A 24921-nucleotide genomic window follows, 5' to 3' on the forward strand; every position below is an offset into this window, starting at 1 on the left:
TTGTTTAAGAATTGTGATGAAAATTCTTATTACTCATCACAATTATAATTTGATTTAAAAATACAAAAAATTGAATTTTAAGCATCAATCTTCCTCACTTTCTATAACATTAATTTGAGGCTCTTTTAAGGTCTGCTTGTTGGCAATACTTCTTTCTAAAGATAAAAGTAAAGACGGTAAAAGCAATAAATTTGAGAGCATGGCAAAGAGCAATGTGGCAGAAACTAAACCGCCAAGTGCAACAGTACCCCCAAAGCTACTGATCATGAAGACTGAAAAGCCAAAATATAAAACAATTGAGGTGTAAAACATACTCACGGTGGTCTCACGTAAAGCTGGATAAACTGAACGCTTGATTTTCCAGTTCCTGGCTTTTAACTCTTGTCGATATTTGGCAAGAAAATGGATGGTATCGTCAACGCTTATCCCAAATGCTATACTAAACACGAGAATAGTTGAGGGTTTGATGGGGATATTGAGAAAACCCATCATACCAGCGGTCATTAAAAGCGGTAATATATTGGGAATAAGTGAAATCAAAATCATTCTAAACGACCTGAACATCCACGCCATAAATAATGCTATAAGCAATACTGCAAGTGATAAAGACACCACCAAATTTTTTACCAGATAGTTTGTTCCTTTTTGAAAGGTTAAAGCTTTGCCTGTCATACTCACTTCGTATCGCTCTTCTGGAAATATTTTTTTTATTTTTGGTAGAATTTGGGCTTCTATTTGCTCCATTCTATCTGTACCCACATCTTTCATAAACACTGTTAATCTAGCAAATTGGCCCGTAGAATCTACATAAGCGTTGAGTTTTCCATTTGATTTGAAGTTTTTAAAATACGGCAGCATAAAATTTTGTTCCTGTCTGGTGGGCAATTGGTAATATTTAGGTTTGCCGTTGTAAAACGCCTGCTTAGCATATTTTGCTATATTGACTACAGATAAGGACTTTGACAGTTCAGGGAATTCTTCTAGAGCTTGCCCCAATCGATTTATGCGTTTTAAGGTTGAAAGTTTAGAAACACCATTTTCACGCTTGGTGTCGATTAAAAATTCTAAAGGCATTATACCGTTAAATTCTTTTTCGAAAAAACGCACATCCTTAATGAAATCGGCTTTTTGGGGCATGTCTTCCAACAAGCTGCCTGAGACTTTTATAAAATATATGCCTATAAAACTCAACATCATAATACCAACAGCTGTAAAATAAATTGTAATCCGTCTATGGCGGACCATATTTTCAATCCAATTGACAAAGCCTTCAATCCATTTTTTACCTAAATGCTTGAGGTGTTTATCTTTTGGCGGTGCCATATAGCTATAAATAATAGGGATAATCAACAAGCTTAATAGAAAAATAGAAACGATGTTGATAGAAGCCACGACCCCAAACTCTTTTAGTAGTTCGCTCTGTGTAAAAATGAATGTCGCAAAACCTGAAGCGGTTGTGACATTGGTCATTAAAGTTGCATTACCAATTTTGGCAATGACCCGCTGAAGCGATTTGGCCTGGTTGCCATGTCTTTTTATCTCGTGCTGATATTTATTAATCAAAAATATGCAGTTGGGAATTCCAATAACAATAATAAGCGGTGGGATAATTGCTGTCAACACTGTGATTTCATAGCGCATCAATCCAATAAAACCAAATGCCCAGATTACACCAATAATAACAGTAAGCATCGAGATAAAAGTGGCTCTAAATGAACGGAAAAAGAAATAAAAAATAAAAGAAGTAACCAGAAGCGCAGCTAATACAAACCATTTGATCTCATCTACAATGTTTTGTGCATTAAGCGTTCTTACATATGGCATACCAGACACATGTACTTTGATGCTGGTTTGTTCTGAAAAACCTTCAATTAATGGCATAAAATCTTTAAGCACAAAATCTTTTCTGGCTTTGGTATTTACTATAGAATCTTCGAGGTAAACAGCAGTTTGAATGGTTTGAGTTTTTGAATTATATACCAAACCTTCGTAAAAAGGTAATGAGTCAAATACAAATGTTTTGAATGTGGTTAAGCCTTTTGCAGTGTAGTTGCTATCATTTAGAATATTTTGAAATTGAAAACGCTTTGGATTGGTTTTCTTTTTGAGATTTTGAAGATTAGTAAGGTCAATCACATTTTTGATTTCACTAAACTGGCGAAGTGTATCAGAAAGTTGAGCCCATTCTTTAAATTTTTTGGGTGTAAACAAAGCTGAATCTTGGGTAGCAATAACAATGATATTGCCTTCGTCGCCAAACTTTTCTAAAAAAGACTGGTATTCCAGATTCATCGGATGTTTGTCAGGTAAAAGGTTGGCTTCTGTATAGGAAAAGCCAATGTACTTCCATTGAGACATCAAAAAGCCAGATACCCCTATGATTAAAGCAATAAAAACAATTCTATTGCGAAGAATAGTTCCTGCTATGGTGTTCCAAAACCCAAAACTAAAAAGTTTCTGCATCTAATAGAAGCTTAAAAAAACCGCAAAGGTATTAAAACCATAAAGATTAAAAAGCATGTCATTCTTTAAAGCTTTAGGTTAAAAGTAAATTTAAAAGCGATATTATCGTCAAAATTTGGCAAATGATAGGCGCCATATCGATATGCAAAACTTAAACCAAAGCCCCAAAAAATTTTATTAAGCTCAACACCAGCTTCTGAGTAGCCCTGATTTAAAGTGTTAAAATCTATGCCCAAATGCCTTTCTTGGTCGCTAAAATCTCCAATGGCATGTCTTGAAATCAAAACCATTTCTGGCCTAAGTTTGTTTGAAATTTTAAACGGTGCTAAGGTGTGTTTAATGTGTAAACTAGCCAGTCGAGTACTAAAAAATTCACTGAAAAACATGGTTTCAAAACTCTTTACTCCAGCTACAGAAAATCTTTTAAGTATACCATCTTTATTTGGTGCATTTGGGAAAGCGTGAAAAGAATGTGTTAATGGAACATCGCCAAATGCATAGTTGCCTTCAATGGTAAATTCGGTATAACTATTATTGAGGTGATTATAAATATATTCACTTTTCAAATTGAATTTAGTGAAGGTTAAGTCGCCTCCAAATGTGCTTCCAAGATATTGCTCAACCTGACCAGAAACTACCGGATATTGCTCTTTGATATTGACAAAATTATTATCAAATTTAAGAAACTGACTTCTTGGTGACCATCTTAAACTGAGCATTGCTCGAGTCAAGTTATAAGATTGTATCGCAATATCACCATTTAAAAATGCATAATTTTCTGTTTGGAATATTTGGTCATGTGCAATTTTAAATTCAGATAAAAGCTTAGAGTTTATTCGATTTTGAAGGCTTAGCGATGTAGATTTTTCTTTGTAAAAAAATATGATATTTACAAGCCGAGGCTCAAATAAAGAATACACACGCTCATCAGTGAGGTAACTATTGCTTCCTACTTCTCTTACGTCGTCTTCATATGCTGCATTTAACCACATATTACTATCTTTATTAAGCAAAATACCAGTATTTACACCGAGCTTAACTTGTTCATCTTTAGTCCCATAGGCAATGTAACCACCAACTCTAAAATGGTCAGAAAATTCCTCATTGGTCAAGCCTCCAATACCAAGGCGAAGTCCCTCATAGTTATTTATTTTGATTAAGGTTTTTAAGTCGGTTTTCCATTTTAAAATTGGGAAGAAACCATCATTGATATTTTCAAGTTTTTTAATCTTAGAAATTGTGTTTTTCCGTCTAAGAGTTTGAGCTGTACCTTCAAAAAATAAACTGTCTTTTTCTGTAAGTGGCATTTTTCTTTGATTTTGCCAATAATGTTTACTCCGATTGTGTGCGTTTTCTTCAACAAGAACATCATAGTCTTGTTTTGCCATTGTTTTAGGCCTCAGGCTATAATTGTAAAATACAGATTTTGAAAAAAGTTGATTGTTTTTATCGTCTTCGGCTATACTGCGCTGTTGAAGCGTTCCAATATTGATATTTGTACCAAACAAACTCACAGGTTTACCACCAATACCAGGTGTCATTTCAACAATAACTTGTTGGGTTAACCAAAGATCTTTAGGGAGATGCTTTTGATAAAATTGATATAAATCAAGTTTGATTTCGTCGTCTTTATTAACGTAAACTTTTGACAAAGCATAATTTTTATCAACTTGTAAAACACCTTGTAAAAGTCTATCTGTATTATTGGCCTTGGGGCTAAATTTGATATAAAAAAAAGTATCGCTTTTATAAATCAGCTCGTATTTGTAAACCCCGTAATTGTTGGGATGTAAAGGTGATGCATAATCAGTTTCAAAAATGACGTAAGTCTTATCATACCAATTGATTCCGTGCATGCGATGGCTAAGTATTTTGAGCACAGGTTTATCAAAACCATGATTTTTTTGCGCAATAATATGTTCCTTCGGCTTTTGATTTTCTATTATAAATTCTGATGTGCGTTCTGAGAATAAATTTTCGTTAGAGGTTATATTTTTAATGCTGTCTCTTTGAATTAAAGTTCGGTTATAACGCTTAAAAGTTATGCTATTTGAGGTTTTAAAAGGATTATTATATTCAGAGTATTCAAAAACTTTTTGGATGATATCATCAGCAGAATAGAGATGAGAATTTGACTTTTCTAGAATGATTTGCCACAAAACATTGTCTACCCGTTTAGGTTTGTAGCCTACGGCAAATATTTTCAGTTTCTTAGGAGGTTTATTAAATTGAAGTTGCCCAAATGGATTTGAAAACACAATTGTATCTGAAGAAATAGCTACAGCAAAAGGAATGGGCTCTGCGCTGTCATTGACTAATTTTACAGAAGCATGATTTTGCGCCAGCAGCTTACTAGGCCAACAGCATATGATTAATACTAAAAATAAAACCTTAACCTGCAAGGCAATTTTGATTTAAAACGATTTTAAACCGTCATGATTTCTTTTTCTTTAGCTTCAAAGATTTGGTCGATTTTTTCAATATGACTATCGGTAATTTTTTGAATTTCATCTTCAATATCTTTCTTCTGGTCTTCTGATAAGTCAATATCTTTCAATTCGTGAAGTGCATTCCTACGGTCATTTCGCACGGCAATTTTAGCTTCTTCGGCCTCGGCTTTTGCTTGTTTAGACAATTGTGTACGGCGTTCTTCGGTTAATGGCGGCACGTTAATGATGACATTATCTCCATTATTCATAGGGTTAAAACCTAAGTTAGCATTCATAATACCTTTTTCAATTTCTTGAATAAGTGATTTTTCAAAAGGTTGAATAGACAAGGTTCGTGCATCGGGTGTATTGATGTTGCTTACCTGATTTAATGGTGTCATCGTGCCATAATATTCTACCATTACAGTTGATAGCATTGTTGGGTTGGCTTTTCCTGCTCTAATATTTTGGAGTTGCTTTTTTAAATGTGAGATAGCTTTTTCCATGTCTTCTTTAGTGCTATCTAAAATAATATCGATTTCTTCGTTCATAATAAATTATTTTTTAAGTCTGGGCTATAAATTGACTTTGGTTCCAATTTTTTCACCTGAAACGACTTTAAGTAAATTTCCAGGTGTATTCATATCAAATACAATGATAGGCAACTCGTTTTCTTGACTTAGAGTAAAAGCAGTGGTGTCCATAACTTTTAAGCCTTTTCTCAGCACATCATCAAAGGTTATAAAATCAAATTTTCTTGCCCCTTCATCTTTTTCGGGATCTGATGTATAAATGCCATCGACACGTGTTCCTTTCAGGATAACATCGGCTTCGATTTCTATAGCTCTTAAGACGGCAGCAGAGTCTGTTGTAAAATAAGGATTGCCTGTGCCACCACCAAAAATAACCACACGGCCTTTTTCTAAATGTCGCATCGCTTTTCGTCTAATAAATGGCTCTGCAACTTCATTAATTTTGATAGCCGATTGTAAGCGGGTTTGGATGCCGTGATCTTCGCAGGCGCTTTGTAGTGCTAATCCATTAATAACCGTCGCCAACATGCCCATATGGTCGCCTTGAACCCGATCCATACCTTTACTAGCACCGGCGATTCCTCTAAAAATGTTTCCTCCGCCAATGACAATAGCCACTTCAATGCCTTTATCAACAGCGCTTTTAATTTCTTTAGCATATTCTGCTAGTCTTTCAGGATCAATACCATATTGACGATTTCCCATTAATGCTTCACCTGAGAGTTTTAAAAGTATTCGTTTGTAAGGCATATATTTTATTGTTGTGTTGCAAATATAGAGAATTACAACGTAGATTTTTAACTTATTATAGGGTTTTGTGTCTTAAAATCATTAAGGATTGATTTTGTTTAAATCACAAAAAAGCAGACAGCTTTTTTAAATTAAATATTATTATCTTAAACTTGTTTAATAAAAACACACAAACATGAAAACTTTAATCACTTTGAGTATATGTTTTATGATACACTTTTTGCATGCTCAAAAGCAAGTATATAAGGACCAATTTGCGCATACGTTTTCTATCGTTGCCAAAGATGAAAAAACCGGTGAAATGGGTGTTGCCGTCCAAAGCCACTGGTTTTCGGTTGGCACTGTAGTCACTTGGGCAAAATCCGGTGTTGGGGCTGTCGCGACACAGTCTTTTGTCAATCCTTCTTATGGCCCAAACGGACTTCAACTCATGGAAGAGGGTTTAAGCGCTGATAAAGCCCTTGAAAGACTTATCAGAATGGATCAAGGTGAAGCTTTTCGTCAGGTAGCTTTTATCGATAAAAATGGTAATACCGCTGCCCATACTGGAAGCATGTGTGTAGATTACGCAAACCACATTAGCCATAAAAACTTTTCTGTTCAAGCCAATATGATGCTCAACGACAACGTTGTGCCTGCTATGCAATATGCTTTTATGAAATACGATGACCTACCTTTGGCTGAGCGATTGGTTGAAGTTTTAAAAGCAGCTCAAAAAGCAGGTGGTGATATTCGTGGTAAGCAGTCTGCAGCACTCGTCGTGGTTGGACCAGAAAAAGCTGAGCATCCATGGGAAGATAAATTGGTAGATTTGCGCGTTGACGATCACAAAACTCCTATTAAAGAGTTAGAGCGACTTCTAAAAGTAAAACGTGGATATGATTGGATGAATAAGGGCGATCTCGCCATAGAAGACAACGACATTGAAGCCGCGCTTGATGCCTATTCTAAAGCTGAAGAACTCTTGAAAGGCAATATTGAAGTGACTTACTGGAAAGCTGTATCGCTTTGGAATGCTGATGAAAAAGAACAAGCAATTCCTATTTTGAAAAAGATTTTTAAGCAAGATAAAAACTGGAAAACGTTAACCTATCGACTTATAGATTCGGAAATTATTAGTGCTTCTGCTGAAGAACTAGATAAATATTTTGACAATTAATAATCTATAAAAAACTTGAACTTACTACTTAAGATTTAATCATTCAAATCTAAAAGCCCATCAGGTAGCTCAAAATAAATAGCCTTATTATCTTCATCAATTTCTAAAATCCAGTCTTCGTTTACAGGTATAAGCACGGAGCCTTTTTCGGATAAAATTTCAAAAATTGCTTGAGGTGTTGAAGTGTTAAGATTTTCGATTTTACCAATAGGTTTTTCGTTTTTATGATAAGCTGTAAAGCCAATCAAGTCTTTTAAACCAAACTCTTCGTTGAGGTCTAGTTCTGATTTAAGCACGTAAACATCATGTTTTACGAGTTTTTCTGTTTCCACTTCAGAGTTGACATCTTCAAACTTCACTCGGATGCTATTTTTTTTATGTGCTTTTGTCGTTTCAATAAAAAAAGGAATCCGTTTCTGTTGTAAGTCAACAAAAACGGATTTGATATGTTTTGGGTAAGTGTTTAAATCTGGATTGATTTGCAATACAACTTCCCCTTTAAAACTAAATTTTCGAGAAATCGTGCCTAGATAAAAATGTTCATTTTTATCCATCAGATTTATTAAGCGTCTTTTTTATTGTCTTCTTCTTTATCAGACTTAGCGTTGTCTGCTTCCTTAGATTTAGCTGCTTCCTTTTTAGGCTCTTCTTTTTTAGATTCTTCTTTTTTATCTTCAGCTTTAGGCATTTCTTCAGCTTTAGGCGTTTCTTCAGTTTTAGCTTCTTCTTTAGCTTCGGCTTCAGGCGCATCAGCAGTCTCATCTGCAGCTGCCTCTTCAACTACTTCGTCTTCAGTAACAGCTTCAGCAGCTCTTTTGTCACTGACTTCTTTTTCTTTGGCTAAGGCTTCAGCTTTAGCATCGGCTTTAGCCTTTTCAATTTTGGTCGCCTTGTCCATAATTTTACCTTCTTTGTCTTTCATCCAGGCTTCAAATTTCTTTTCAGCTTCTTCTTCTGTGAAAGCCCCTTTAGCTACACCACCTAATAGGTGTTTTTTGTACAAGACCCCTTTATAAGAAAGGATACGTCTTGCTGTATCTGTAGGTTGAGCACCATTAAGCAAGTGTTTCAATGAATTATCAAAGTCTAATTCGATTGTTGCGGGGTTGGTTGTTGGATTGTAAACTCCAAGTTTTTCAATGAATTTACCATCTCTTTTGGCACGAGAATCTGCAGCTACTATCCAAAAAAATGGTTTAGCTTTTCTACCGTGTCTTTGTAATCTAATTTTTAAAGGCATAATGTTTAAATTTTGGGTTCACGACCCGATTATTAAAATTGGTTTGCAAAAGTAATGTATTTTTTGATTAAAAAAAATCTTTCATCGGTTATTATTCAGCAAATTATCTCTACTTTTATTGTCAAATAAAATGCTATGCTTGGTCAACTCCAACTTAATCAAGTTTTATTTCTCGACATTGAGACCGTTCCTGAACACAAAAATTTTGAAGACTTAAGTCCAACAAAACAAAAACTTTGGGAAGAAAAATCAGCATACAAAAGACGCTATGAAGCAATAGAAAACGAAGAAATATCTGCGAGTGAATATTATAAAAATGCTGGGATTTGGGCTGAGTTTGGAAAAATTATTTGCATTTCTGCAGGTTTCATTAATACTGAAAATAAACAAATAGAATTTAGAATTAAGAGTTTTTATGGCCATGAAGAAAAAGAAATCTTAGAGGATTTTTCAAGCTTACTGTACACCCATTACAACACCTCCAAGCGGCTGTTGTGCGGCCATAATATCAAGGAGTTTGATATTCCATACATTGCCAGGCGTCTTTTGATTCAAGGTAAACCTTTACCTAAAATTTTAAATCTCATGGGGAAAAAACCTTGGGAAGTGCCTCACTTAGATACATTAGAATTATGGAAATTTGGAGATTACAAACATTTTACCTCTTTAAAGTTGCTTACTGAAATATTAGGAATTGAATCTCCAAAAGATGACATCGATGGCAGTCAGGTCAGGTCTGTTTATTATGAAGAAAACAATTTAGAACGCATTGTAAAATACTGTGAAAAAGACGTTATTGCAGTCGCCCAGGTGGTTTTGAAGCTAGCAGGCAAACCCCTTTTAAAGCCTGAACAAACTACCTATTTATAGATAATATGTTATTAGATATTCAAAAATTAAAGATCAGCTTTGATAGCACTGCCGTTGTCAACAACTTTTCCTTACAACTTGAGCCATCAAAAATAATGGGCATAGTTGGTGAGTCGGGTTCTGGTAAATCTTTATCGGTTTTATCTATTTTGGGTATTTTACCAAAAAACGCTCAACTGGAATACAAAAAGCTTTCTTTTGATGGTACATCTTTAAATACTTCAGACAACAAACGCCTGAGAAAGTTAAGAGGTCGAGAAATTTCAATGATTTTTCAAGAACCCATGAGTTCCTTAAATCCGTCAATGACTTGTGGTAAACAGGTCACAGAGGTACTCATCAACCATAAAATTTGTAAGCCAAAAGCTGCGAAGGCTAAAGTCATAAGTTTGTTTAAAAAAGTAAAACTTCCAGAGCCACAAACGGCTTATCATAAATATCCTCATCAAATCAGTGGCGGACAGAAACAACGGGTCATGATTGCTATGGCTATCGCTTGTGAACCCAAGCTGCTTATCGCTGACGAACCTACAACCGCACTTGATGTGAGTGTTCAAAAAGAAATCATTGATTTGTTGAAAAACTTACAACGAGAAACCAAAATGAGTATCATATTTATTTCTCACGATTTGGCACTGGTAAAACATATTGCTGATGAGATAATAGTGATGTATCAAGGTGAAATTATTGAAAAAGGTAGCGCAAATCATATCTTTAATTCTCCTAAAAAAAAATATACTAAAGCCCTTTTAGCTGCTAGACCTCAAGCGGGAAAAAGACTGAAGAAATTACCGACGATAAAAGACTTTTCAGAAGCGCAATTTACAGAAAGCTATGAAAGTCAAACTGAGCGACAGCAAAGGCATCAAGCTTTATATAACTCTGAACCAATTATCAAGATTAGAAACTTAGAAAAAAGCTTTAAAATACAATCCTCATTTTTTGATAAGGATGTTTATTTTAAAGCTATAGATAATGTGAGTTTTGAAATTTATAAAGGTGAAAAGTTAGGTGTTGTAGGTGAATCCGGTTGTGGTAAAACCACCTTAGGACATTTGATTACAAGGTTATTAAAAGCAGATGCCGGAAAAATCTGGTATCAGAGTTCTGACTTGAATCAACTTTCTGCTAAAGCGTTAAAACTTATAAAAAAAGATATCCAAATTATTTTTCAGGATCCTTATTCTTCCTTGAACCCAAGAATGACTGTAGGTGAGGCTATTGCTGAACCAATTAAAGTTCATCAAATCATAACAGGACGAAAAAGACAAAGAGAAAAGGTAAAATCTCTACTAAAGGCAGTAGGGCTAGAAGAACATCACTATTACCGATATCCACATGAGTTTAGTGGCGGCCAACGTCAAAGAATAGGTATTGCCCGCTGCTTGGCCTTGGAGCCTAAAATAATTATTTGCGATGAGTCTGTATCTGCATTAGACATATCGGTACAAGCACAAGTTTTAAATTTGCTTGAAGACTTAAAAGACCAATTTAATCTTACCTATGTTTTTATATCTCACGATTTATCGGTTGTGAGACAGTTTTCTGATAGAATACTGGTGATGAAAAATGGAAAAATTGTCGAAAGCGGAGAAGCAGATCAAGTTTACTTAAAACCCAACAAATTATATACGCAAAGGCTTATAGAAGCCATACCATCTTAGAAAAAGATATAAGTGTAGCCTACATTAATTCCCCATGCCCAGTCATCATTTTTATTTTGAGGACCGACAGGACTTAAACCATCTACAAAGTCATTATCAAAAAACATCCAACTGCTTTCTAAAAATATATCGCTTTGGTCATTGATTTTGTAACGTGCCCCTACTTGAAAATTAAGACTGAGAGCAACTTGACTTTCTAAATCTATACCATTACTCGAGCTTTCAGAAATAAATGTTGGAAACACATTATTAGGATCACTCAAACCACCAGGGAGAGAAGATGTAGCATCAGGTGTGACAAAATTTACACCAAAAGCCAGACCTCCGTAAGGAGAAAAATTATCCATGAAGCTTGACGAATAAATTCTTCTTATTTTAATACCTAATGGATAATACTCAAAACCATTTCCTATAGAAAAATTGTTATAGCTGCCTTCCATAGAGGCTAAGCGAGAGGGGCATCGGCATCAGGACCAAAATGTTCTAAATTGACGGTAGAATAACTTAGATTAAGTCTGTATTTGAAGTGCTGTTGAAAATATGAAGCAGATCTTCTAGCTGCGGTATTGTAATAGTAATTTAAAGAAACCTCAACACCTTGGTTGCCAAAGTTAGTCTCAGCATCGTTATTTATACCATAGTCAGTCCTTAACTGAAATATACCTACACTAAAACTCACCTCGTGCTCGTAAAACGTTTGAGCCTCCATAAGTTGAACAAAGGGGCACATAACAACAATTAAGATGATTATTCTGAAGGCTTTCATAAATTGATTGTTAAAGGTTTAAATATAAAAATTATTTCTAATAATAGGGCTATTTAGAAATAATTGATAAAAATAAGTTTACATTTAAATAGTATTGGGTTAAAACCATATTTCTGTAAGACTATCTAGTAATCAGGTTTTTGTCTTAGTGACTTTTTTTGAGCTTGATGAGATTTGTTTTTAAGTCTTCTGTGTATAGATGATTTTGTTGGCTTTGTCGCTTTTCTTTTTTTAGGTTTTTGTATGGCTGTATTTAAAATTTCTTTGAACCTATTTATCAAAATTTTTTTGTTTTGATGCTGACTTCGGGTGTCAGAACAACTCAATTGCAAATAGCCTTTCTTATTAATTTTGTGTTTCAACCGCCTTAAAATACGGTATTTTTCTTCTTTAAGAAGACCATCACTTTCATCAACAGACCAAGACAGATTTACCTTAGTTTCTGTTTTATTGACGTGCTGACCACCTGCACCACTACTCAAAGCTGTTGAAAACTCTACTTCATTTAGTATTTGCTCAAAATCCATAATCAATCTTGTTGGTGTGCGGGTTTTAGTAAATCGACCACTGTCTTTACGGGATTGAAAGTTGATAATGGGACTTCCACAAAAATACTATGCCAATATGCCATGCCACCATTCCAAAGCCCTGGTAACTCAAGCGCCTTAATATCTTGACCTTCTACCGATTTTTGCGTAATGAATCCGCGTTTAGTATTTACAAATTGCATTAAGTCGTATTTTTGACCTTTAAAATCTCTAACACCACAGACAATATCAACAGGGTTAAAATGAGTAGCGTCATTTAATATTTGTTGTTGATCATCTGCTGAAGGATCCACTTGAGAGGTCTCTACGATTTGAAGAGATTGTTCACCATTATCACCTTGTACCCAAAAAGGACCACCACCAGGTTCACCATCATTTTTAACCATACCACAGACCCTTATGGGTCGATGTAATGTTTTGAAAAGTTCAGAAGATTTATCAGGTGGTGATTTGATATTTAGATTTTCTCTTGCAAATTGCTGAACTTCTTCAATTAATCCAGAGGTTGGGTTTTGCTTTAAAGCGATTTGGTAATCAAATATTTTTTGCTGAAGATTTAATAAAATACCTGCTAATATTCTTTTGTTTTTACTAGTTTGTATTTTATCAACCTGTTTTTTGGATACATTATCTATGTTTTTAATAAAAATGATATCAGCCACAATCGCATTTAAATTATGGATTAATGCCCCATGACCACCAGGTCTAAAAAACAGTTGACCATTTTCATCCCTAAATGGTGTGTTATCAAGATGAACAGCTATGGTATCGGTTGAAGATTTTTGGTATGAAAAATTTACATCAAAATCTATATTTTCTTTATGATGTGATTTCAAATATTGTTTTAAGGTCGCTTTAAAATCACTTTCATGTTCTTTAGAAATTGTAAAGTGTAATTGGGCTTTATTATTTTTTGTCGCATAAGATTTAGCTTCTTCAAGGTGTTCTTCAAAGGGTGTAAGAATCTGTTGCCCATAGTGATGGAAAGGGATTAAGCCTTTTGGTAAAGTATCTAATTTTAAACCCTTTTCTGACAAAGCAATTTTTAAGATAAGTACTGCTTGCTCAATACGCGTATGACTTTCAAAATTTTGATAATATTGCTTTGATAATGCCTTAGCCTGCTCATAAAACGCAAGCTTATCAATTTTTGAGATTAAAGAATTGAGAACAGAAAATTCTTGTGTTTTTAATAAGGCATGAATTTTTTTCTCATCAACTTCAACTTTATCTAGAAATTGATGTACAAGTCGAAACATCCTCGATGCTGCACCACTTGCCGGAATAAATTTAATCACCTTTGCCTTTGAATGGTCATAAATTTTTTGGTATAGTTTTTCTTCTTCGTTACTCAATTTTTTGATTCCTTTACCGAGATGAGCGTAATCCAAGATTTTTACAAAAGGTATTCCTGCTTGAAAGGTTTGAAGTTGGTTTCTTAAGTCAATTTCTGAAATCCCTTTTGTCTCAAGACACTTTTTATGTTTTGAGGAAAGTTGCATAATTATTGGTTTGTAATATTTTATTGACTTTGGATAGGCGTTGTTCCAAATCGCCACTTAAAATACAAAAATTTTTATCGTATTTGATCAAATAATTTCTAAAAACATTAAACATCTCTTGTCTTTCATTTGGTTTGTCTCTTAAATCATCGGCTTCCCAAGGTGTATCAATGTCTGTTAAAAAGTAATAATCATAATCTTGACTTAAGGCCAAAGATTTTAATCTTGAAAAGTCTTTGTCTGGAAAATATACTCTTGCATAAACATAAGTTTCGAGAAGATTGGTGTCACAAAATAAATATTGGTTAGATGTTTTGGCCTGTTTGTTTTCTAAAGCCATTTGTCCCTCAGCAATAGGCATAATATCTGAAGGTTCGCAGGCTTTTCCTGTTTTATTGTATTTATTTTGAAGGTATTCTCTTGCAAACTCTGGCACCCATTGTGTTTGATGTTGTTTGGCTAAAGTTTGGGCCAGTGTCGTTTTGCCCGTAGATTCGGGACCATAAAATACTACTTTAGTAAGCTGGCTTTGGGTGTGTTGAGTTGTTTTTTCCATGCGTTGTAACCATAGATGGCTATTATCGTAAAAATTGCATATTGAAATGCAGAAAATACCAAGCCTTTATACAAATACAAAGGTATTGAAATCACATTACCTATAATCCAGAGTTGCCAGTTTTCAAGCTTTTTCTTGGCCATTAACCACATGCCCAAAAAGAATACTGCTGTGGTGAAGGTGTCTACATAAGCTGTCCAGGAAATCCATTTGTCAAAAACGCTATAAACAACGCTAACAAATATCAGTGTGGCAACAAAAATTAAAACAGAAATTTTATACTCCCGCCGAGTTTCTAATTTTGTTATGGGGATAAAATGTTCTTTATCAACTTTTTGTGTCCAAATATACCAGCCGTAAATACTCATAATAAAATAGTAAGCGTTTATCATCATATCGCCAAGTAGTCTGTGAACTGATAAAATGTATACAAAAATAGCGGTGCTGATAATGCCGGTCGGAAACACTAGAATATTGTCTCGCTTTGAAAACCAAACACTCATCAGACCAAATAGGCTACCAATAATTTCAAGCGTGATTAAATGTTGAGGTGTATTTTCATATTGTTGAAAAAACCATTCAAAAATCGGGTTCATAGTCTTTTCGATTGGATTTTACAATTTTCATGTATAGTACGCCGTGGTCAACCGCTTCTAACGCAGTTTCAATTTCGGTGTTTAAAACTTTCATGACAGTTTTATAATCGCCATAAACTTGTGTGCTTAATGGATTCTCTTTTATATGTAATCCGCTATTTCTCAAAGCAGTTATTAAATTAATTATGGGTGGTTCAAAATCATCTTGAAGTGGTGAAAACGTCAATTCAACAGAAATATCCATAGCTTTTTGTTCAAAAGTATAATATTTTAAGGGTTTGATAAACCATTATATTCCAAATTAAATTTTTTTTCACGCAACGATTAAGAGGTTTCACACCCTAAATACTGAGGTGAATTGAATTTTATAATTATAAAACCTTTAATATGAAACACTTAATTATATGTTTCCTGTTAAATGCTGAGGGTAAAACAAAAACGCTGAGTATTACAGGAAAAATTAAAATTGATGGCGGTTGACCATAAACTTCAAATCTAAAAAGTTTAAAACAACAAAAATTAATGTTTAACCGAATGACTCGTCCTAAATAATCGAAACAGATTATTAGACTTTAAATATAAGATTAATTCCTTGCATCGATATCGATGCAAGGAATTTTTGATTTATAGGTTTTCATTTTTATTTCTGATTGCTTGTGCATTTGATTAGGTGTTAGCATATGGTTTGATAAATGAGGTCGTTCTTGATTGTAAATTTCTATGCTTTGTTTTATTAACCTCTTTTTCAATTCTATATTCTTCAGTGTTTTACTTATTCCAAACTCCTGTTTTAATATACCATTTACTCTCTCGGCTACAGCATTTTCATAAGGATCATATTTTTCGGTCATACTAGTCTCTATATTGTTTGTTTCTAGTAGCTTTTGATAGTCGTTTGAACAATACTGTAAACCTCTATCTGAGTGATGTATTAGTGGCAATGTGTTCTTTGGTTTATTTTTAATTGCCATTTCTAAGGCGTTCAGTAGTCCTTCTACGTTTAAACTATTTGAGAGATTAAATCCAACGATTTTCTTAGAATAGGCATCGGTTACTAAAGCTAAATAAGATGGATTTTGCCGTGTGCCTACATAGGTTATGTCAGACACCCAGACCTGATCCGGTCTTTCTATTGATAGGCTACTCACTTTATTTTTATGCTTTCTGAACCGATGGTGAGAGTCCGTAGTAATATGATAACTTTTACTTGGTTTTATCAGTAAATGATTGGCTTTAAGTATCCTAAAGAGTTTATCTCTGCCTATGCTTAATTCATTTAGCTGTTCTTGCAATAGGTAATATATTTTCCTGGTACCTATTCTAGGCATTTTCATACGAACTTCTAAAACCATATCTACAACTTGTTTAGCAATATTTTGCTTTTTAACTAGTCTTTGCTTTGCTCTATAATATACCTGTCTGTTTACCCCAAGTAATCCACAGGTAGAAACTATTGTTTCTTTGTGCTTTGTTCTGTACTGGTCGATAACTTGGGTACGTAATTTTTTCTGATAGGAATATCATATTCTTTCTCAGCCATCTCTACCATCATATCGAAGATAATAGCTTTTTTATCTGCACGCTCGGCTAGATGTTCTACTCTGGCTTTTTGTTTTTCAAGAAGTTTGATCTTTGCCTCTAGCTCTAAGATCTTTTGTTCAGGGGTTTTAGACATTGTAGCTGGTGTTTGATTCTCCCAATCAAAGTTACCATATTTTTTTAACCAAGAACGTATAGTTGACCCAGCTTGAATACCGTACTTGCTCAAGGCTTGTGTTCTAGTAAGTAATCCTTGTTCTATTTCGTGAACAACTTGTAATTTAAATGAAAGCGTGTAGTCTTTTTGGGTTCGCTTTACATACCCTTTGTTTGTTGATGATTCCATATACACTCGATTTTAGTGTATCAATATATTAGGACGGGACAGAATAGCCAAAAAAAAGCTCGCCTTCATTGACGAGCTTTTTTTATTTTTCATACACCTGTTTTCTACCAACTCACATCAAAACTTACCCCATTATCTAAGGTTATGGTGGCTGTCTGATTACCATTAAAGACTACAGTAGCACCTCTTGTGACGATGTTTCCGTTAGGAAGCGTTGCAGAAAAATCAACGTCAAATGTGCCAGACACAATCTGTTGTGTTGATTTTGACACGACAATATCAGTAGAACCATAAATTAATAAGGTATTCATACTGTTTTGGTTGCCAACATTAGATTGTATAAACCCATCTCTGGTATGGTTGGCATTATAAACCCATTCTGTCGAAGAAGGCTCAATGCCTGTAATAAAAAACTCGTGAGTTCTCAACATATCTTTAGATAAATTTGGTCCATCAAATTCCAGACTTCCATTAGCTTCTGAATCAAAACTCACACTATTATTTTGAGCATCGCAATTTAATGTCCAGGTCCAATTGGTTTGAACAGACCAACTTCTGGAACCAACCGTATTAGAGTTTTCAAAACTGTTGGATACTGTTTGGTTACAATTTACGGCGCTTAAGTCCATAGCCATAGTAGCGTTTTGTTCATTTGATCTGCCCGCAGTATTGTTGTTTAAACTTTCAGCTGTGGTTTGGAGGTCTACTACAATACCACCTTCATATACAAGAGAAGATTTTAAGATTTCTTGAACCTCTTCATCAGATACAGAAGATTCAATACTTGAACTATCGTCATCTGAGCAGCTTGACATTACAAAGCTACTTAAGCTCAAAATCAAAAATGTTTTGATAAAAAATTTGCTTGTTGTTTTCATAGGTTTAAATTTTTAAAGTTTAATCAAAAATAAATGGATATCAACTTTTAAAATTTGTAATTAGGGTGAAGTGGAAATTTTTAGGTTTTAAACTGACATATCATCGCCCTAGCCAAGTTTTAAACTCTGAGGCTTTAGCTTTGCTTACAATAATGTCTTGAGGGCTTTCTGTTTTCATTTTTATTTTTAAGCGCCCATTAAAATAATACCGAATGTCTTCAATATGTTGGCGTTGAATGATGTATTGCCGGTTGGCTCTATAAAAATCATCGGGGTTGAGCTGTTTTTCTACCTGCTCTAAACTCTCTTGCCATTTGTAAGATTTAGCAGTATTGGTAGCGAGATATACACCGTCATCTGCAGTATAGAAAAACACAATATCTCTACTGTTTATCGGAAGTAAGCGATCTTGAAAACTCACCAAAAACGTTTTTTTATAGGTTTGTTTAGTCTTGATATCCTCAAACAAAAACTGCAATTTTTCATTTTGCGCTAGGGCTTGTCCTGTTTGATAAGTTTTGAGCTTTTGTAGGGCTTGCTTGATATCATCACTGGCGTAAGGTTTCAAAATATAATCGATCCCGTGATGTTTAAACGCATCCAGGGCATATTGATTATAGGCAGTAACAAATACAATAGGAATTCTAGTATCAATGTCTTTTAAAATTGAAAAACTTAAATCATCGGCCAATTGAATATCTGAAAATATGGCATCTACAGTCGGGTGTGTTTTTAATGCTTTTTCTGTTTCAGACTTATCTTGACATATCCCAACAATTTTGACCTCTGAGTCAACTGCGTTTAAGGTTTGACTCAGGAGTTTTGCACTGGCATCTTCATCTTCAATAATGAGTATATTCATAATTATGGAGGGTTTAAAGGCTTAAGGGCAGACCCACGGAAAAGGTTTCATTTTGTTTTTGTATGATTACACTGTTTTGCTGAGACCATTGTGCTCGTTTTTGTAAACTACTCAATCCAAAATTTTCACCTTTGACCGGATTTTGTTTGGGTTGTAGATTATGCTCAACCCAGACGTAATTGTCTTTGTTAAATATATTAATCTTTAAAGGCTTATCTTTTTTAATCACATTGTGTTTTAAAGCATTTTCAAGTAAAGTTTGCAAGCCCATACTGAGCACTTTTTTCTCATAAGCCTGAATATCCAGTTTAAAGTTGACTTCAAAAGCCTCACCATATCTCAATTTTTGAAGTTTGATAAAAGCTTCTACAAACTCAATATCGTCTTTAAGTGTCACCAAATCGGGTTGGTCGGTTAGACTTTGTCTGAAAATTTTAGACATATAGCTGATGTAATCTGTGGCTTTCTCGGGTTTTTCTGCTACAATTGAAGACAAACTGTTTAAAGTGTTAAAAAAGAAGTGCGGATTAATTTGATTTTTTAACTGTTGGTGTTGAGCTGTTTTGGTTTCTAATTCTAATTGATGAATACGTTTTTGTTTGTTTTGGGTTTCTTGATTAAGTATTAAAATCTTAAAAACCAAGATAATTAATGCGACAGACAAAGCATATCTCGCTATATAACCAAAAGCAATAATGGGTTTTCTCGTAAATTCAAATAATTCAATATGAATCTTGTAATTAAAAATGACTATGATGAAAAACAGAATGACATTAAAAAGAATCAGAGACCAGATAGAATCTTTTAGCTTAAGTCTGCGGCTTCGGTAGGCATAAAAATTGAGGACAAAAACCACAAAGCAAAACAAAATATGAGTAATATACTGATACCAAAATTCATCTAAAGAATTAAACTGAAAGCGACTCAAGCGCTGAGGTCTTAAACTTAAAATCAATTTTGATACATTAAAAAGACTAGCTATGAGCCATGACGAAAGGCTTACATAAAGCCATTGTTTTTTAGTTAACATATTGCCTTTTCAGTCAAAAGTATAAAATAATAAAATGGGATTGAGCTCAATACTCCTTGAAGTGGATAAAATGCACGCTAAAACGTCTTATTAGAAAATTAAAGCTTATTGAGCAATAACTCATCGGTATCGCCGTCTGAACTTGTATCAATGAGTGAAAGTGTTACCCCATTATCAAAACTTACAACTTCCCAATCGTCATCCATGTCTCCAAAATCAGAATCGTCAAAATCTAAATCGAATATGATCACATTATCTTCAACGCTAGCGGTCCATTGACCAACCACCTCAAAATCTTGATCCACATCGTCGTCATCAGCAATGATGCTGTTGTTTTCTTCAAATCTGAAGACATAGTCTGTAAAGTCAAATATCTCTTCCCCATCACTCGTTAAACCCGATACTATAAAGTCGCCATCAGTCACAAAAGTGATAAATGCATTTAAATTAACGGGATCGCCACCACCTGGATCATCATCAGCAACATTGTTAAATAGTAAAGGCTCAAAACAATTTGAAGATAGACCATTGAATGTGATGTTAAACTCATCATTGGAGTTAATCAACTGAGTTGTGCCTTCAACATCAGCTTCAATGGGGTATTCAAGCTGATAGAAAAACCCATTTTGACTTAAGTCTTCTAAAAAGTTGAAAAGCTGAGCGCGATTATTAATCGTTTGTGTATCTATAAATGTATTAGAAAGGTCAAAAAATTGGAGAGAAATTGGAAAAACAATCTCTACACAATTCACTTCGTCTGAAGCATTTAAACTTTGTAAAAATTGAGAAAGCTCACTTTCTGAATTGATAGTTTGTGAATTATAATTGACTGTTGAAACAGATGCTGGAAAATTTAAATCGATTTCATCTTCAATAGGCGTGGCTTCTAGCACGTCAATCAAGTTTTGATAATCTGTGATGTTATCCAAGTTGATATTAGTTGTAGAATTAACGGTAACTTCAAACGGAAAATCTACTGAAATTTTACTAGAATTATCAATAAAATTATCAAACGCAGTCGGGTTTTGCGTGAGTCGTTTGAGGTTTTGGGTCAATGCAGAATTTACACTCAAACCGTTTTCGTTATTGACGATTTCAGTATCTTCTTCGCTTTGGCAAGCGATAAGCATTAAGAGGAAAAAAAATAAAAGGTAACTTTTCATCATATGATATTCAAATTTAATGATATTTCTCATATACAGAACATTTCAAAAGAGTTTCACCCTAATAAGTAGGGTGTTTTTGTTTAAAATTGTTTTGTAACTGAATCCGATAACTTTTTAATTATGAAACTTTTTACGCTTCTTTTTTCATTATTGAGCTTTTCTTTAATTACAGCTCAGAACATCAATTGGGAAAAACTCGATATAGACAATGCTCTTGGCAAAGCCACAACTGTAGATAATCAAGGGAATGTCATTACTGTTGGTGCCGGACCAATGAATACAAACTCTGCAGGTGTTTTTGTTAAAAAATATGATGCCAATGGAACCTTACTTTTTGAGAGCTTTGAAACTGCTATCCAGCAGCAGACCTCGGGCGTTTTAGAACAAGCCAGACCGCTTGAAGTCATTACCGATAGTCAAGATAATATTATTGTAGTTGGATTTCGCTTTCACACCGATAATACAACTTGCCCTCTACCACCTTGTATTGTGACGCGCTCCAATAAGATATGGAAATTTAGTCCAACAGGACAGCTTATTTTTAATAAAACTTTTGACGATCACGGGCGCGGTGCCTTTGTTGGTGTAGATAGCAATGATAATATTTTTGTGAATGGAACAGGTCTAATTACCGACACAAATAATGACACAGAATTTGGCACTATTTTAATCAAATTGGCTCCTGATGGCACAACGCTTTTTACAGATGTTCGGGATGTTGTAGGCACTGGAAATAGTATTGAAATGGGTGTAATGGATATGGGTAATAATTTTGTCGCAGTGGCCAATGTCACTACTTTCGATACCAAATTAACAGCTTGGGATGCTAGCGGAAACTTGCTCTGGACTGTTACTTTAGATGATAGTATAGACACTTTAAAAAGTATAAGCGTTGATGAAACAACCAACGACACCTATATTTTAGCAGATAGTTTTCCACCCAATCCTATCGTTTCTAAAATTGATAGCAATGGTAATATCGTTTATACCCAAACTTACAGCTTAGGTGAACAAGTCGTTTCTAATGGACTTGAATTCATTAATAGCAATCAACTGGTTTTTGCATCAGCAACTTGGTCAGATTTAGGAAATGATTCAACACTACATACAAATGTAATCAATACTTCAGATGGATCTGTAGCTCAAAATACGACTTACACTTTAGCACAAAATTTATCTCGAGTTAGAGCTTTAGAAGTTCATCCTAGCAATGGCAGTTATTATGTTGGAATAAACTCTACAACCAATGGTGGCATGCCATCTTCAGGGACTTTACACGCTTATAATATCAATTCTAATAACGAATGGCACGCCACTTACAATGCATCTAATGACATTAGAGCTTTAGCCGTGAGTGTCAATAATGAAGTTTATTTAATGACCGATAATCAATGGAATTTAGCACAGTTTTCTACTACACTATCTCAAGATGATTTTCAAACTGAACACTTCAAACTTTACCCCAATCCTGTCCGACAAGAATTGTTTATAAGTTCAATTGATAATACTGAGCTCAAAAGCATTCAAATTTATGATGTGTTTGGTAAAATGATTTGGAATACGAATACGGTTAAGAATATATCAGGCATAAACTTTTCTAAATATGAAAATGGTGTTTATTTTGTAAAGTTAAATACTAAAACTGGTAAAGCCCAAACCCATAAAATTATAAAACAATAAAATTTGATGGCGTTTTTAAGCAATAAAACATCATGAGGCAAAGTAAAGATAAACTAACTTTTTTAAGTCCGGATTTAGCAAATACGATTTTAGAGTTGTCTAATATTAAAGCGTTTCCCAAAGGCAGTGTAATACTAAAGGAAAACCAATACATCAAGACCTTACCTATTCTCATAGATGGTCTTATTAAAGTCTATGCCCATTATGATGATAAAGAGTTGCTGCTATATTATATTCAAGAATCTCAAAGCTGTATCATGACGTTTTATGCGTCATTAGAAAATACTTCTAGTAAAGTTACAGCAATAACAGAGGAAGACTCAAAACTCATATTACTCCCGATTAGGCATTTAGCAAACTTGATTAAAGATTTTCCGGAATTTAATGAATTATTTTACAATCAATTTAATCTTAGATATGTTGAGCTCATCGAAAGATTAGGCCATCTGCTAGTAGACAATTTGGATAAAAGACTATACGATCATTTAAAAAATAAGTCAGATTTAACAAAGAGTACATCAATTATAATCAGCCACAATCAACTTGCCAAAGAACTAGGAACGGCGCGAGAGGTTGTGTCAAGAACCTTAAAAAAACTTGAAAAGGCTCATAAAATCACTCAAAATTCTGGTGAAATAAAAATTGTTGGATCCTGGTGACCTTAGTCACTGCATACAATTCCTAAACTTATTATTTTTACATAAAATAACATTAACCTTTTAAATTGAATTGAGATGAAAAAAAACATGGGTTCAGCAGACAAAATTATTAGAATTATAATCGCTGCAGTAGTCGCTGTTCTGTATTTTACAGGAACAATTTCAGGAACATTAGGTATTGTACTTCTCGTTTTGGCTGGAATATTTGTATTGACCAGCTTGGTAAGTTTTTGCCCACTTTATGCCCCATTTGGGATAAAAACCTGTTCTTTGAAAAAAAAATAATATGTTATGAGAACAACACAATCCTCTTTTTTAATCATTGGATGTTTCAGTCTGCTACTATTAATATCTTGTAGCAGCGATGACGATAGCAGTCCAATCAATATCTCACCAGACGAGGTTGAAAATACAATGCAAAACGGCACTTGGCGCATTACAAATTTTGTAGATTCCGGAATAAATGAAACCGAAGACTTTACAGGTTACAACTTTACTTTTGAAAGTTCAGGTATATTAAATGCTAGTGATGGAAACAACAACTTTAGCGGTATCTGGAGTGTAACCAACAGTAATAGCAACGATGATAGTCCAGATGATAGCGATTTAGATTTTAATATCAATTTTAATTTTCCACAGGATTTCCAAGATTTAAGCGACGATTGGGATATCATCTCTCATTCTCCAAACAAAATCGAGCTAACCGATGTGAGTGGAGGCAACGGAGAAACTGATTTTTTGACCTTTGAGATAAATTGAAGTCAATATATTTAGAAAATATATCACAAAATTTTATTTTAAAGTCCTGAGAACATTCAACTTTCAAAGAATGAAGCTTTACCATATCTGTCATTGCTAACATATCAAACTCTTACATACCAGCTATATTCCTGTAGATGGAAGAGCTAGAGAAGGTGTTTTTTAAAGTTTAAAACCACACAGAACTCAAGTATAATAAATTTATAAATATATTTATAACACTACTTCTGTACGATAAATATTATAAACACAATTATAATATAATATATAGCACATCGAAATTATAATTATAGTTTATAAAAAAATTATCAAATCCAAAAAAGTAGGGTCAAGTCCCTCTGAATTGTTTTATAATTGAATTGAAAACGGTTTACAATAAAACCTAATACGGCTAAATATATCATATGTCGCTAAAATCATTATCGCATGTTTGTCAAGAAAAAATATACGCTTCGCTATTCGATAAATACGCAGAAGACATCAACCGCTTTTTCTTTTATAAGTATGGCAATAAAATCGCTGCAGAAGAAGCGGTTCAAGAAGCCTTCATTAAACTGTGGGAAAATTGCAAAAACGTACCGGTAGAAAAAGCCAAATCTTATTTATTTACAGTAGCTAATAATATTTCGCTCAATGCGATAAAGCATCAAAAAGTAGTTTTAAGATATGCCAAAGAACAACCACAAAAGAAAGAAGATCAACAAGACCCGGCTTATAAGTTGGAAGAAGAAGAGTTTAAACAAAAACTCCAAAGAGCTATTGGGGAATTAAAACCTAAACAACGTACTACATTTTTATTGCACAGAATAGATGGTAAAACCTATAAAGAAATTGCAGAAATTGAAAATGTCAGTATAAAAGCCATAGAAAAACGTATGAGTCAAGCCCTTGCACAACTCAGACAACATATTGAACAGATATAAAAA

General features: G+C 34.0%; 27 protein-coding genes. 8 read left to right on the plus strand and 19 right to left on the minus strand.

Annotated elements, in window-relative coordinates; all coding sequences use genetic code 11:
- Positions 1-84: 84 nt before the first annotated feature.
- The 4 genes from FCN74_RS00070 to pyrH all read right to left on the minus strand — a co-directional run bounded on the left by FCN74_RS00070 (position 85) and on the right by pyrH (position 6175).
- The gene (locus FCN74_RS00070) at positions 85-2463 is read right to left on the minus strand and encodes an efflux RND transporter permease subunit (protein WP_138930562.1); all 2379 of its coding nucleotides are present in this window, start codon (positions 2461-2463) and stop codon (positions 85-87) included.
- 65 nt (positions 2464-2528) lie between these two features.
- On the minus strand, positions 2529-4865 hold the full coding sequence (locus FCN74_RS00075; RefSeq protein WP_138930563.1) for a DUF5686 family protein: 2337 nt from the start codon (positions 4863-4865) through the stop codon (positions 2529-2531).
- A 23-nt stretch (positions 4866-4888) separates the two neighbouring features.
- Entirely contained in the window at positions 4889-5443 is a 555-nt protein-coding gene (gene frr, locus FCN74_RS00080; RefSeq protein WP_138930564.1) for a ribosome recycling factor, read from the minus strand.
- Between the two features lie 24 nt (positions 5444-5467).
- The gene (gene pyrH / locus FCN74_RS00085; RefSeq protein WP_138930565.1) at positions 5468-6175 is read right to left on the minus strand and encodes a UMP kinase; all 708 of its coding nucleotides are present in this window, start codon (positions 6173-6175) and stop codon (positions 5468-5470) included.
- 175 nt (positions 6176-6350) lie between these two features.
- Here pyrH and FCN74_RS00090 point away from each other — a divergent pair, with 175 nt between their 5' ends.
- On the plus strand, positions 6351-7334 hold the full coding sequence (locus FCN74_RS00090) for a DUF1028 domain-containing protein (RefSeq protein ID WP_138930566.1): 984 nt from the start codon (positions 6351-6353) through the stop codon (positions 7332-7334).
- Positions 7335-7369: 35 nt separating this feature from the next.
- Here the strand turns inward: FCN74_RS00090 and rimM are convergent, their stop codons facing one another.
- Together rimM and FCN74_RS00100 are read right to left on the minus strand one after the other, a co-directional pair.
- Positions 7370-7888, minus strand: a complete 519-nt coding sequence (gene rimM, locus FCN74_RS00095) for a ribosome maturation factor RimM (protein WP_138930567.1) — start codon at positions 7886-7888, stop codon at positions 7370-7372.
- 8 nt (positions 7889-7896) lie between these two features.
- Positions 7897-8574 (minus strand): 30S ribosomal protein S16, encoded by a 678-nt coding sequence (locus FCN74_RS00100; RefSeq protein ID WP_138930568.1) that lies wholly within the window; start codon positions 8572-8574, stop codon positions 7897-7899.
- A gap of 135 nt (positions 8575-8709) precedes the next feature.
- Here FCN74_RS00100 and FCN74_RS00105 point away from each other — a divergent pair, with 135 nt between their 5' ends.
- Together FCN74_RS00105 and FCN74_RS00110 are read left to right on the plus strand one after the other, a co-directional pair.
- Positions 8710-9444 carry a 3'-5' exonuclease gene (locus tag FCN74_RS00105; protein WP_138930569.1) on the plus strand — a complete coding sequence of 245 codons (735 nt, stop codon included), beginning with the start codon at positions 8710-8712 and terminating at the stop codon, positions 9442-9444.
- Positions 9445-9449: 5 nt separating this feature from the next.
- Positions 9450-11108: an ABC transporter ATP-binding protein gene (locus FCN74_RS00110; protein ID WP_138930570.1), complete on the plus strand. Its 1659-nt coding sequence runs from the start codon at positions 9450-9452 to the stop codon at positions 11106-11108.
- Here FCN74_RS00110 and FCN74_RS00115 read toward each other — a convergent pair.
- The 13 genes from FCN74_RS00115 to FCN74_RS00170 all read right to left on the minus strand — a co-directional run bounded on the left by FCN74_RS00115 (position 11105) and on the right by FCN74_RS00170 (position 20927).
- Entirely contained in the window at positions 11105-11548 is a 444-nt protein-coding gene (locus FCN74_RS00115; protein ID WP_449405557.1) for a hypothetical protein, read from the minus strand. The genes FCN74_RS00110 and FCN74_RS00115 overlap by 4 nt on opposite strands.
- Positions 11549-11553: 5 nt before the next feature.
- Positions 11554-11838: a hypothetical protein gene (locus tag FCN74_RS00120; protein WP_138930572.1), complete on the minus strand. Its 285-nt coding sequence runs from the start codon at positions 11836-11838 to the stop codon at positions 11554-11556.
- A gap of 161 nt (positions 11839-11999) precedes the next feature.
- Positions 12000-12401 (minus strand): alternative ribosome rescue aminoacyl-tRNA hydrolase ArfB, encoded by a 402-nt coding sequence (arfB, locus tag FCN74_RS00125; protein WP_246062518.1) that lies wholly within the window; start codon positions 12399-12401, stop codon positions 12000-12002.
- A gap of 2 nt (positions 12402-12403) precedes the next feature.
- Entirely contained in the window at positions 12404-13924 is a 1521-nt protein-coding gene (locus tag FCN74_RS00130; RefSeq protein ID WP_138930573.1) for a DUF4301 family protein, read from the minus strand.
- Positions 13902-14480, minus strand: a complete 579-nt coding sequence (locus FCN74_RS00135) for an AAA family ATPase (RefSeq protein WP_138930574.1) — start codon at positions 14478-14480, stop codon at positions 13902-13904. Before FCN74_RS00135 ends, FCN74_RS00130 begins: the two co-directional genes overlap by 23 nt.
- The gene (pnuC, locus tag FCN74_RS00140) at positions 14435-15076 is read right to left on the minus strand and encodes a nicotinamide riboside transporter PnuC (protein ID WP_138930575.1); all 642 of its coding nucleotides are present in this window, start codon (positions 15074-15076) and stop codon (positions 14435-14437) included. The genes FCN74_RS00135 and pnuC overlap by 46 nt, the downstream gene beginning before the upstream one ends.
- Positions 15060-15320 carry a hypothetical protein gene (locus tag FCN74_RS00145; protein WP_138930576.1) on the minus strand — a complete coding sequence of 87 codons (261 nt, stop codon included), beginning with the start codon at positions 15318-15320 and terminating at the stop codon, positions 15060-15062. The genes pnuC and FCN74_RS00145 overlap by 17 nt, the downstream gene beginning before the upstream one ends.
- 340 nt (positions 15321-15660) lie before the next feature.
- A complete protein-coding gene (locus FCN74_RS00150) occupies positions 15661-16563 on the minus strand; it encodes an IS3 family transposase (RefSeq protein ID WP_212751753.1) in 903 nt (300 codons plus the stop codon).
- Positions 16527-16961 carry a hypothetical protein gene (locus tag FCN74_RS12120; protein WP_212751749.1) on the minus strand — a complete coding sequence of 145 codons (435 nt, stop codon included), beginning with the start codon at positions 16959-16961 and terminating at the stop codon, positions 16527-16529. Before FCN74_RS12120 ends, FCN74_RS00150 begins: the two co-directional genes overlap by 37 nt.
- Positions 16962-17065: 104 nt before the next feature.
- Positions 17066-17839 (minus strand): hypothetical protein, encoded by a 774-nt coding sequence (locus FCN74_RS00155; RefSeq protein WP_138930577.1) that lies wholly within the window; start codon positions 17837-17839, stop codon positions 17066-17068.
- A 100-nt stretch (positions 17840-17939) separates the two neighbouring features.
- A complete protein-coding gene (locus FCN74_RS00160) occupies positions 17940-18701 on the minus strand; it encodes a LytR/AlgR family response regulator transcription factor (protein ID WP_138930578.1) in 762 nt (253 codons plus the stop codon).
- Positions 18702-18714: 13 nt separating this feature from the next.
- Positions 18715-19731 (minus strand): sensor histidine kinase, encoded by a 1017-nt coding sequence (locus FCN74_RS00165; RefSeq protein ID WP_138930579.1) that lies wholly within the window; start codon positions 19729-19731, stop codon positions 18715-18717.
- A gap of 98 nt (positions 19732-19829) precedes the next feature.
- Complete coding sequence (locus FCN74_RS00170; protein ID WP_138930580.1) at positions 19830-20927, minus strand: hypothetical protein; 1098 nt, start codon at positions 20925-20927, stop codon at positions 19830-19832.
- Between the two features lie 90 nt (positions 20928-21017).
- Between FCN74_RS00170 and FCN74_RS00175 the strand changes: the two genes are divergently transcribed.
- The 5 genes from FCN74_RS00175 (at position 21018) to FCN74_RS00195 (ending at position 24918) form a co-directional block, all read left to right on the plus strand.
- Positions 21018-22577, plus strand: coding sequence for a T9SS type A sorting domain-containing protein (locus FCN74_RS00175; RefSeq protein ID WP_138930581.1), 1560 nt, complete (start codon positions 21018-21020; stop codon positions 22575-22577).
- Positions 22578-22609: 32 nt separating this feature from the next.
- Entirely contained in the window at positions 22610-23236 is a 627-nt protein-coding gene (locus tag FCN74_RS00180; RefSeq protein WP_138930582.1) for a Crp/Fnr family transcriptional regulator, read from the plus strand.
- Between the two features lie 75 nt (positions 23237-23311).
- Positions 23312-23521 carry a YgaP family membrane protein gene (locus tag FCN74_RS00185; RefSeq protein ID WP_138930583.1) on the plus strand — a complete coding sequence of 70 codons (210 nt, stop codon included), beginning with the start codon at positions 23312-23314 and terminating at the stop codon, positions 23519-23521.
- A gap of 6 nt (positions 23522-23527) precedes the next feature.
- Positions 23528-23995, plus strand: a complete 468-nt coding sequence (locus FCN74_RS00190; protein ID WP_138930584.1) for a hypothetical protein — start codon at positions 23528-23530, stop codon at positions 23993-23995.
- A gap of 404 nt (positions 23996-24399) precedes the next feature.
- Positions 24400-24918 carry an RNA polymerase sigma factor gene (locus FCN74_RS00195; RefSeq protein WP_138930585.1) on the plus strand — a complete coding sequence of 173 codons (519 nt, stop codon included), beginning with the start codon at positions 24400-24402 and terminating at the stop codon, positions 24916-24918.
- Positions 24919-24921: the final 3 nt, after the last annotated feature.

Origin of the sequence: Mesohalobacter halotolerans (assembly GCF_006120725.1) — a bacterium.
Taxonomy (GTDB): domain Bacteria; phylum Bacteroidota; class Bacteroidia; order Flavobacteriales; family Flavobacteriaceae; genus Psychroflexus; species Psychroflexus halotolerans.

Coding starts and splice junctions, on each gene's coding strand:
- FCN74_RS00070 (WP_138930562.1), bottom strand. CDS start 2,463: ATGCAGAAACTTTTTAGTTTTGGGTTTTGGAACACCATAGCAGGAACT.
- frr (WP_138930564.1), bottom strand. CDS start 5,443: ATGAACGAAGAAATCGATATTATTTTAGATAGCACTAAAGAAGACATG.
- pyrH (WP_138930565.1), bottom strand. CDS start 6,175: ATGCCTTACAAACGAATACTTTTAAAACTCTCAGGTGAAGCATTAATG.
- FCN74_RS00090 (WP_138930566.1), top strand. CDS start 6,351: ATGAAAACTTTAATCACTTTGAGTATATGTTTTATGATACACTTTTTG.
- rimM (WP_138930567.1), bottom strand. CDS start 7,888: ATGGATAAAAATGAACATTTTTATCTAGGCACGATTTCTCGAAAATTT.
- FCN74_RS00100 (WP_138930568.1), bottom strand. CDS start 8,574: ATGCCTTTAAAAATTAGATTACAAAGACACGGTAGAAAAGCTAAACCA.
- FCN74_RS00105 (WP_138930569.1), top strand. CDS start 8,710: ATGCTTGGTCAACTCCAACTTAATCAAGTTTTATTTCTCGACATTGAG.
- FCN74_RS00110 (WP_138930570.1), top strand. CDS start 9,450: ATGTTATTAGATATTCAAAAATTAAAGATCAGCTTTGATAGCACTGCC.
- FCN74_RS00115 (WP_449405557.1), bottom strand. CDS start 11,548: ATGGAAGGCAGCTATAACAATTTTTCTATAGGAAATGGTTTTGAGTAT.
- FCN74_RS00120 (WP_138930572.1), bottom strand. CDS start 11,838: ATGTGCCCCTTTGTTCAACTTATGGAGGCTCAAACGTTTTACGAGCAC.
- arfB (WP_246062518.1), bottom strand. CDS start 12,401: ATGGATTTTGAGCAAATACTAAATGAAGTAGAGTTTTCAACAGCTTTG.
- FCN74_RS00130 (WP_138930573.1), bottom strand. CDS start 13,924: ATGCAACTTTCCTCAAAACATAAAAAGTGTCTTGAGACAAAAGGGATT.
- FCN74_RS00135 (WP_138930574.1), bottom strand. CDS start 14,480: ATGGAAAAAACAACTCAACACACCCAAAGCCAGCTTACTAAAGTAGTA.
- pnuC (WP_138930575.1), bottom strand. CDS start 15,076: ATGAACCCGATTTTTGAATGGTTTTTTCAACAATATGAAAATACACCT.
- FCN74_RS00145 (WP_138930576.1), bottom strand. CDS start 15,320: ATGGATATTTCTGTTGAATTGACGTTTTCACCACTTCAAGATGATTTT.
- FCN74_RS12120 (WP_212751749.1), bottom strand. CDS start 16,961: ATGGAATCATCAACAAACAAAGGGTATGTAAAGCGAACCCAAAAAGAC.
- FCN74_RS00155 (WP_138930577.1), bottom strand. CDS start 17,839: ATGAAAACAACAAGCAAATTTTTTATCAAAACATTTTTGATTTTGAGC.
- FCN74_RS00160 (WP_138930578.1), bottom strand. CDS start 18,701: ATGAATATACTCATTATTGAAGATGAAGATGCCAGTGCAAAACTCCTG.
- FCN74_RS00165 (WP_138930579.1), bottom strand. CDS start 19,731: ATGTTAACTAAAAAACAATGGCTTTATGTAAGCCTTTCGTCATGGCTC.
- FCN74_RS00170 (WP_138930580.1), bottom strand. CDS start 20,927: ATGAGAAATATCATTAAATTTGAATATCATATGATGAAAAGTTACCTT.
- FCN74_RS00175 (WP_138930581.1), top strand. CDS start 21,018: ATGAAACTTTTTACGCTTCTTTTTTCATTATTGAGCTTTTCTTTAATT.
- FCN74_RS00180 (WP_138930582.1), top strand. CDS start 22,610: ATGAGGCAAAGTAAAGATAAACTAACTTTTTTAAGTCCGGATTTAGCA.
- FCN74_RS00185 (WP_138930583.1), top strand. CDS start 23,312: ATGAAAAAAAACATGGGTTCAGCAGACAAAATTATTAGAATTATAATC.
- FCN74_RS00190 (WP_138930584.1), top strand. CDS start 23,528: ATGAGAACAACACAATCCTCTTTTTTAATCATTGGATGTTTCAGTCTG.
- FCN74_RS00195 (WP_138930585.1), top strand. CDS start 24,400: ATGTCGCTAAAATCATTATCGCATGTTTGTCAAGAAAAAATATACGCT.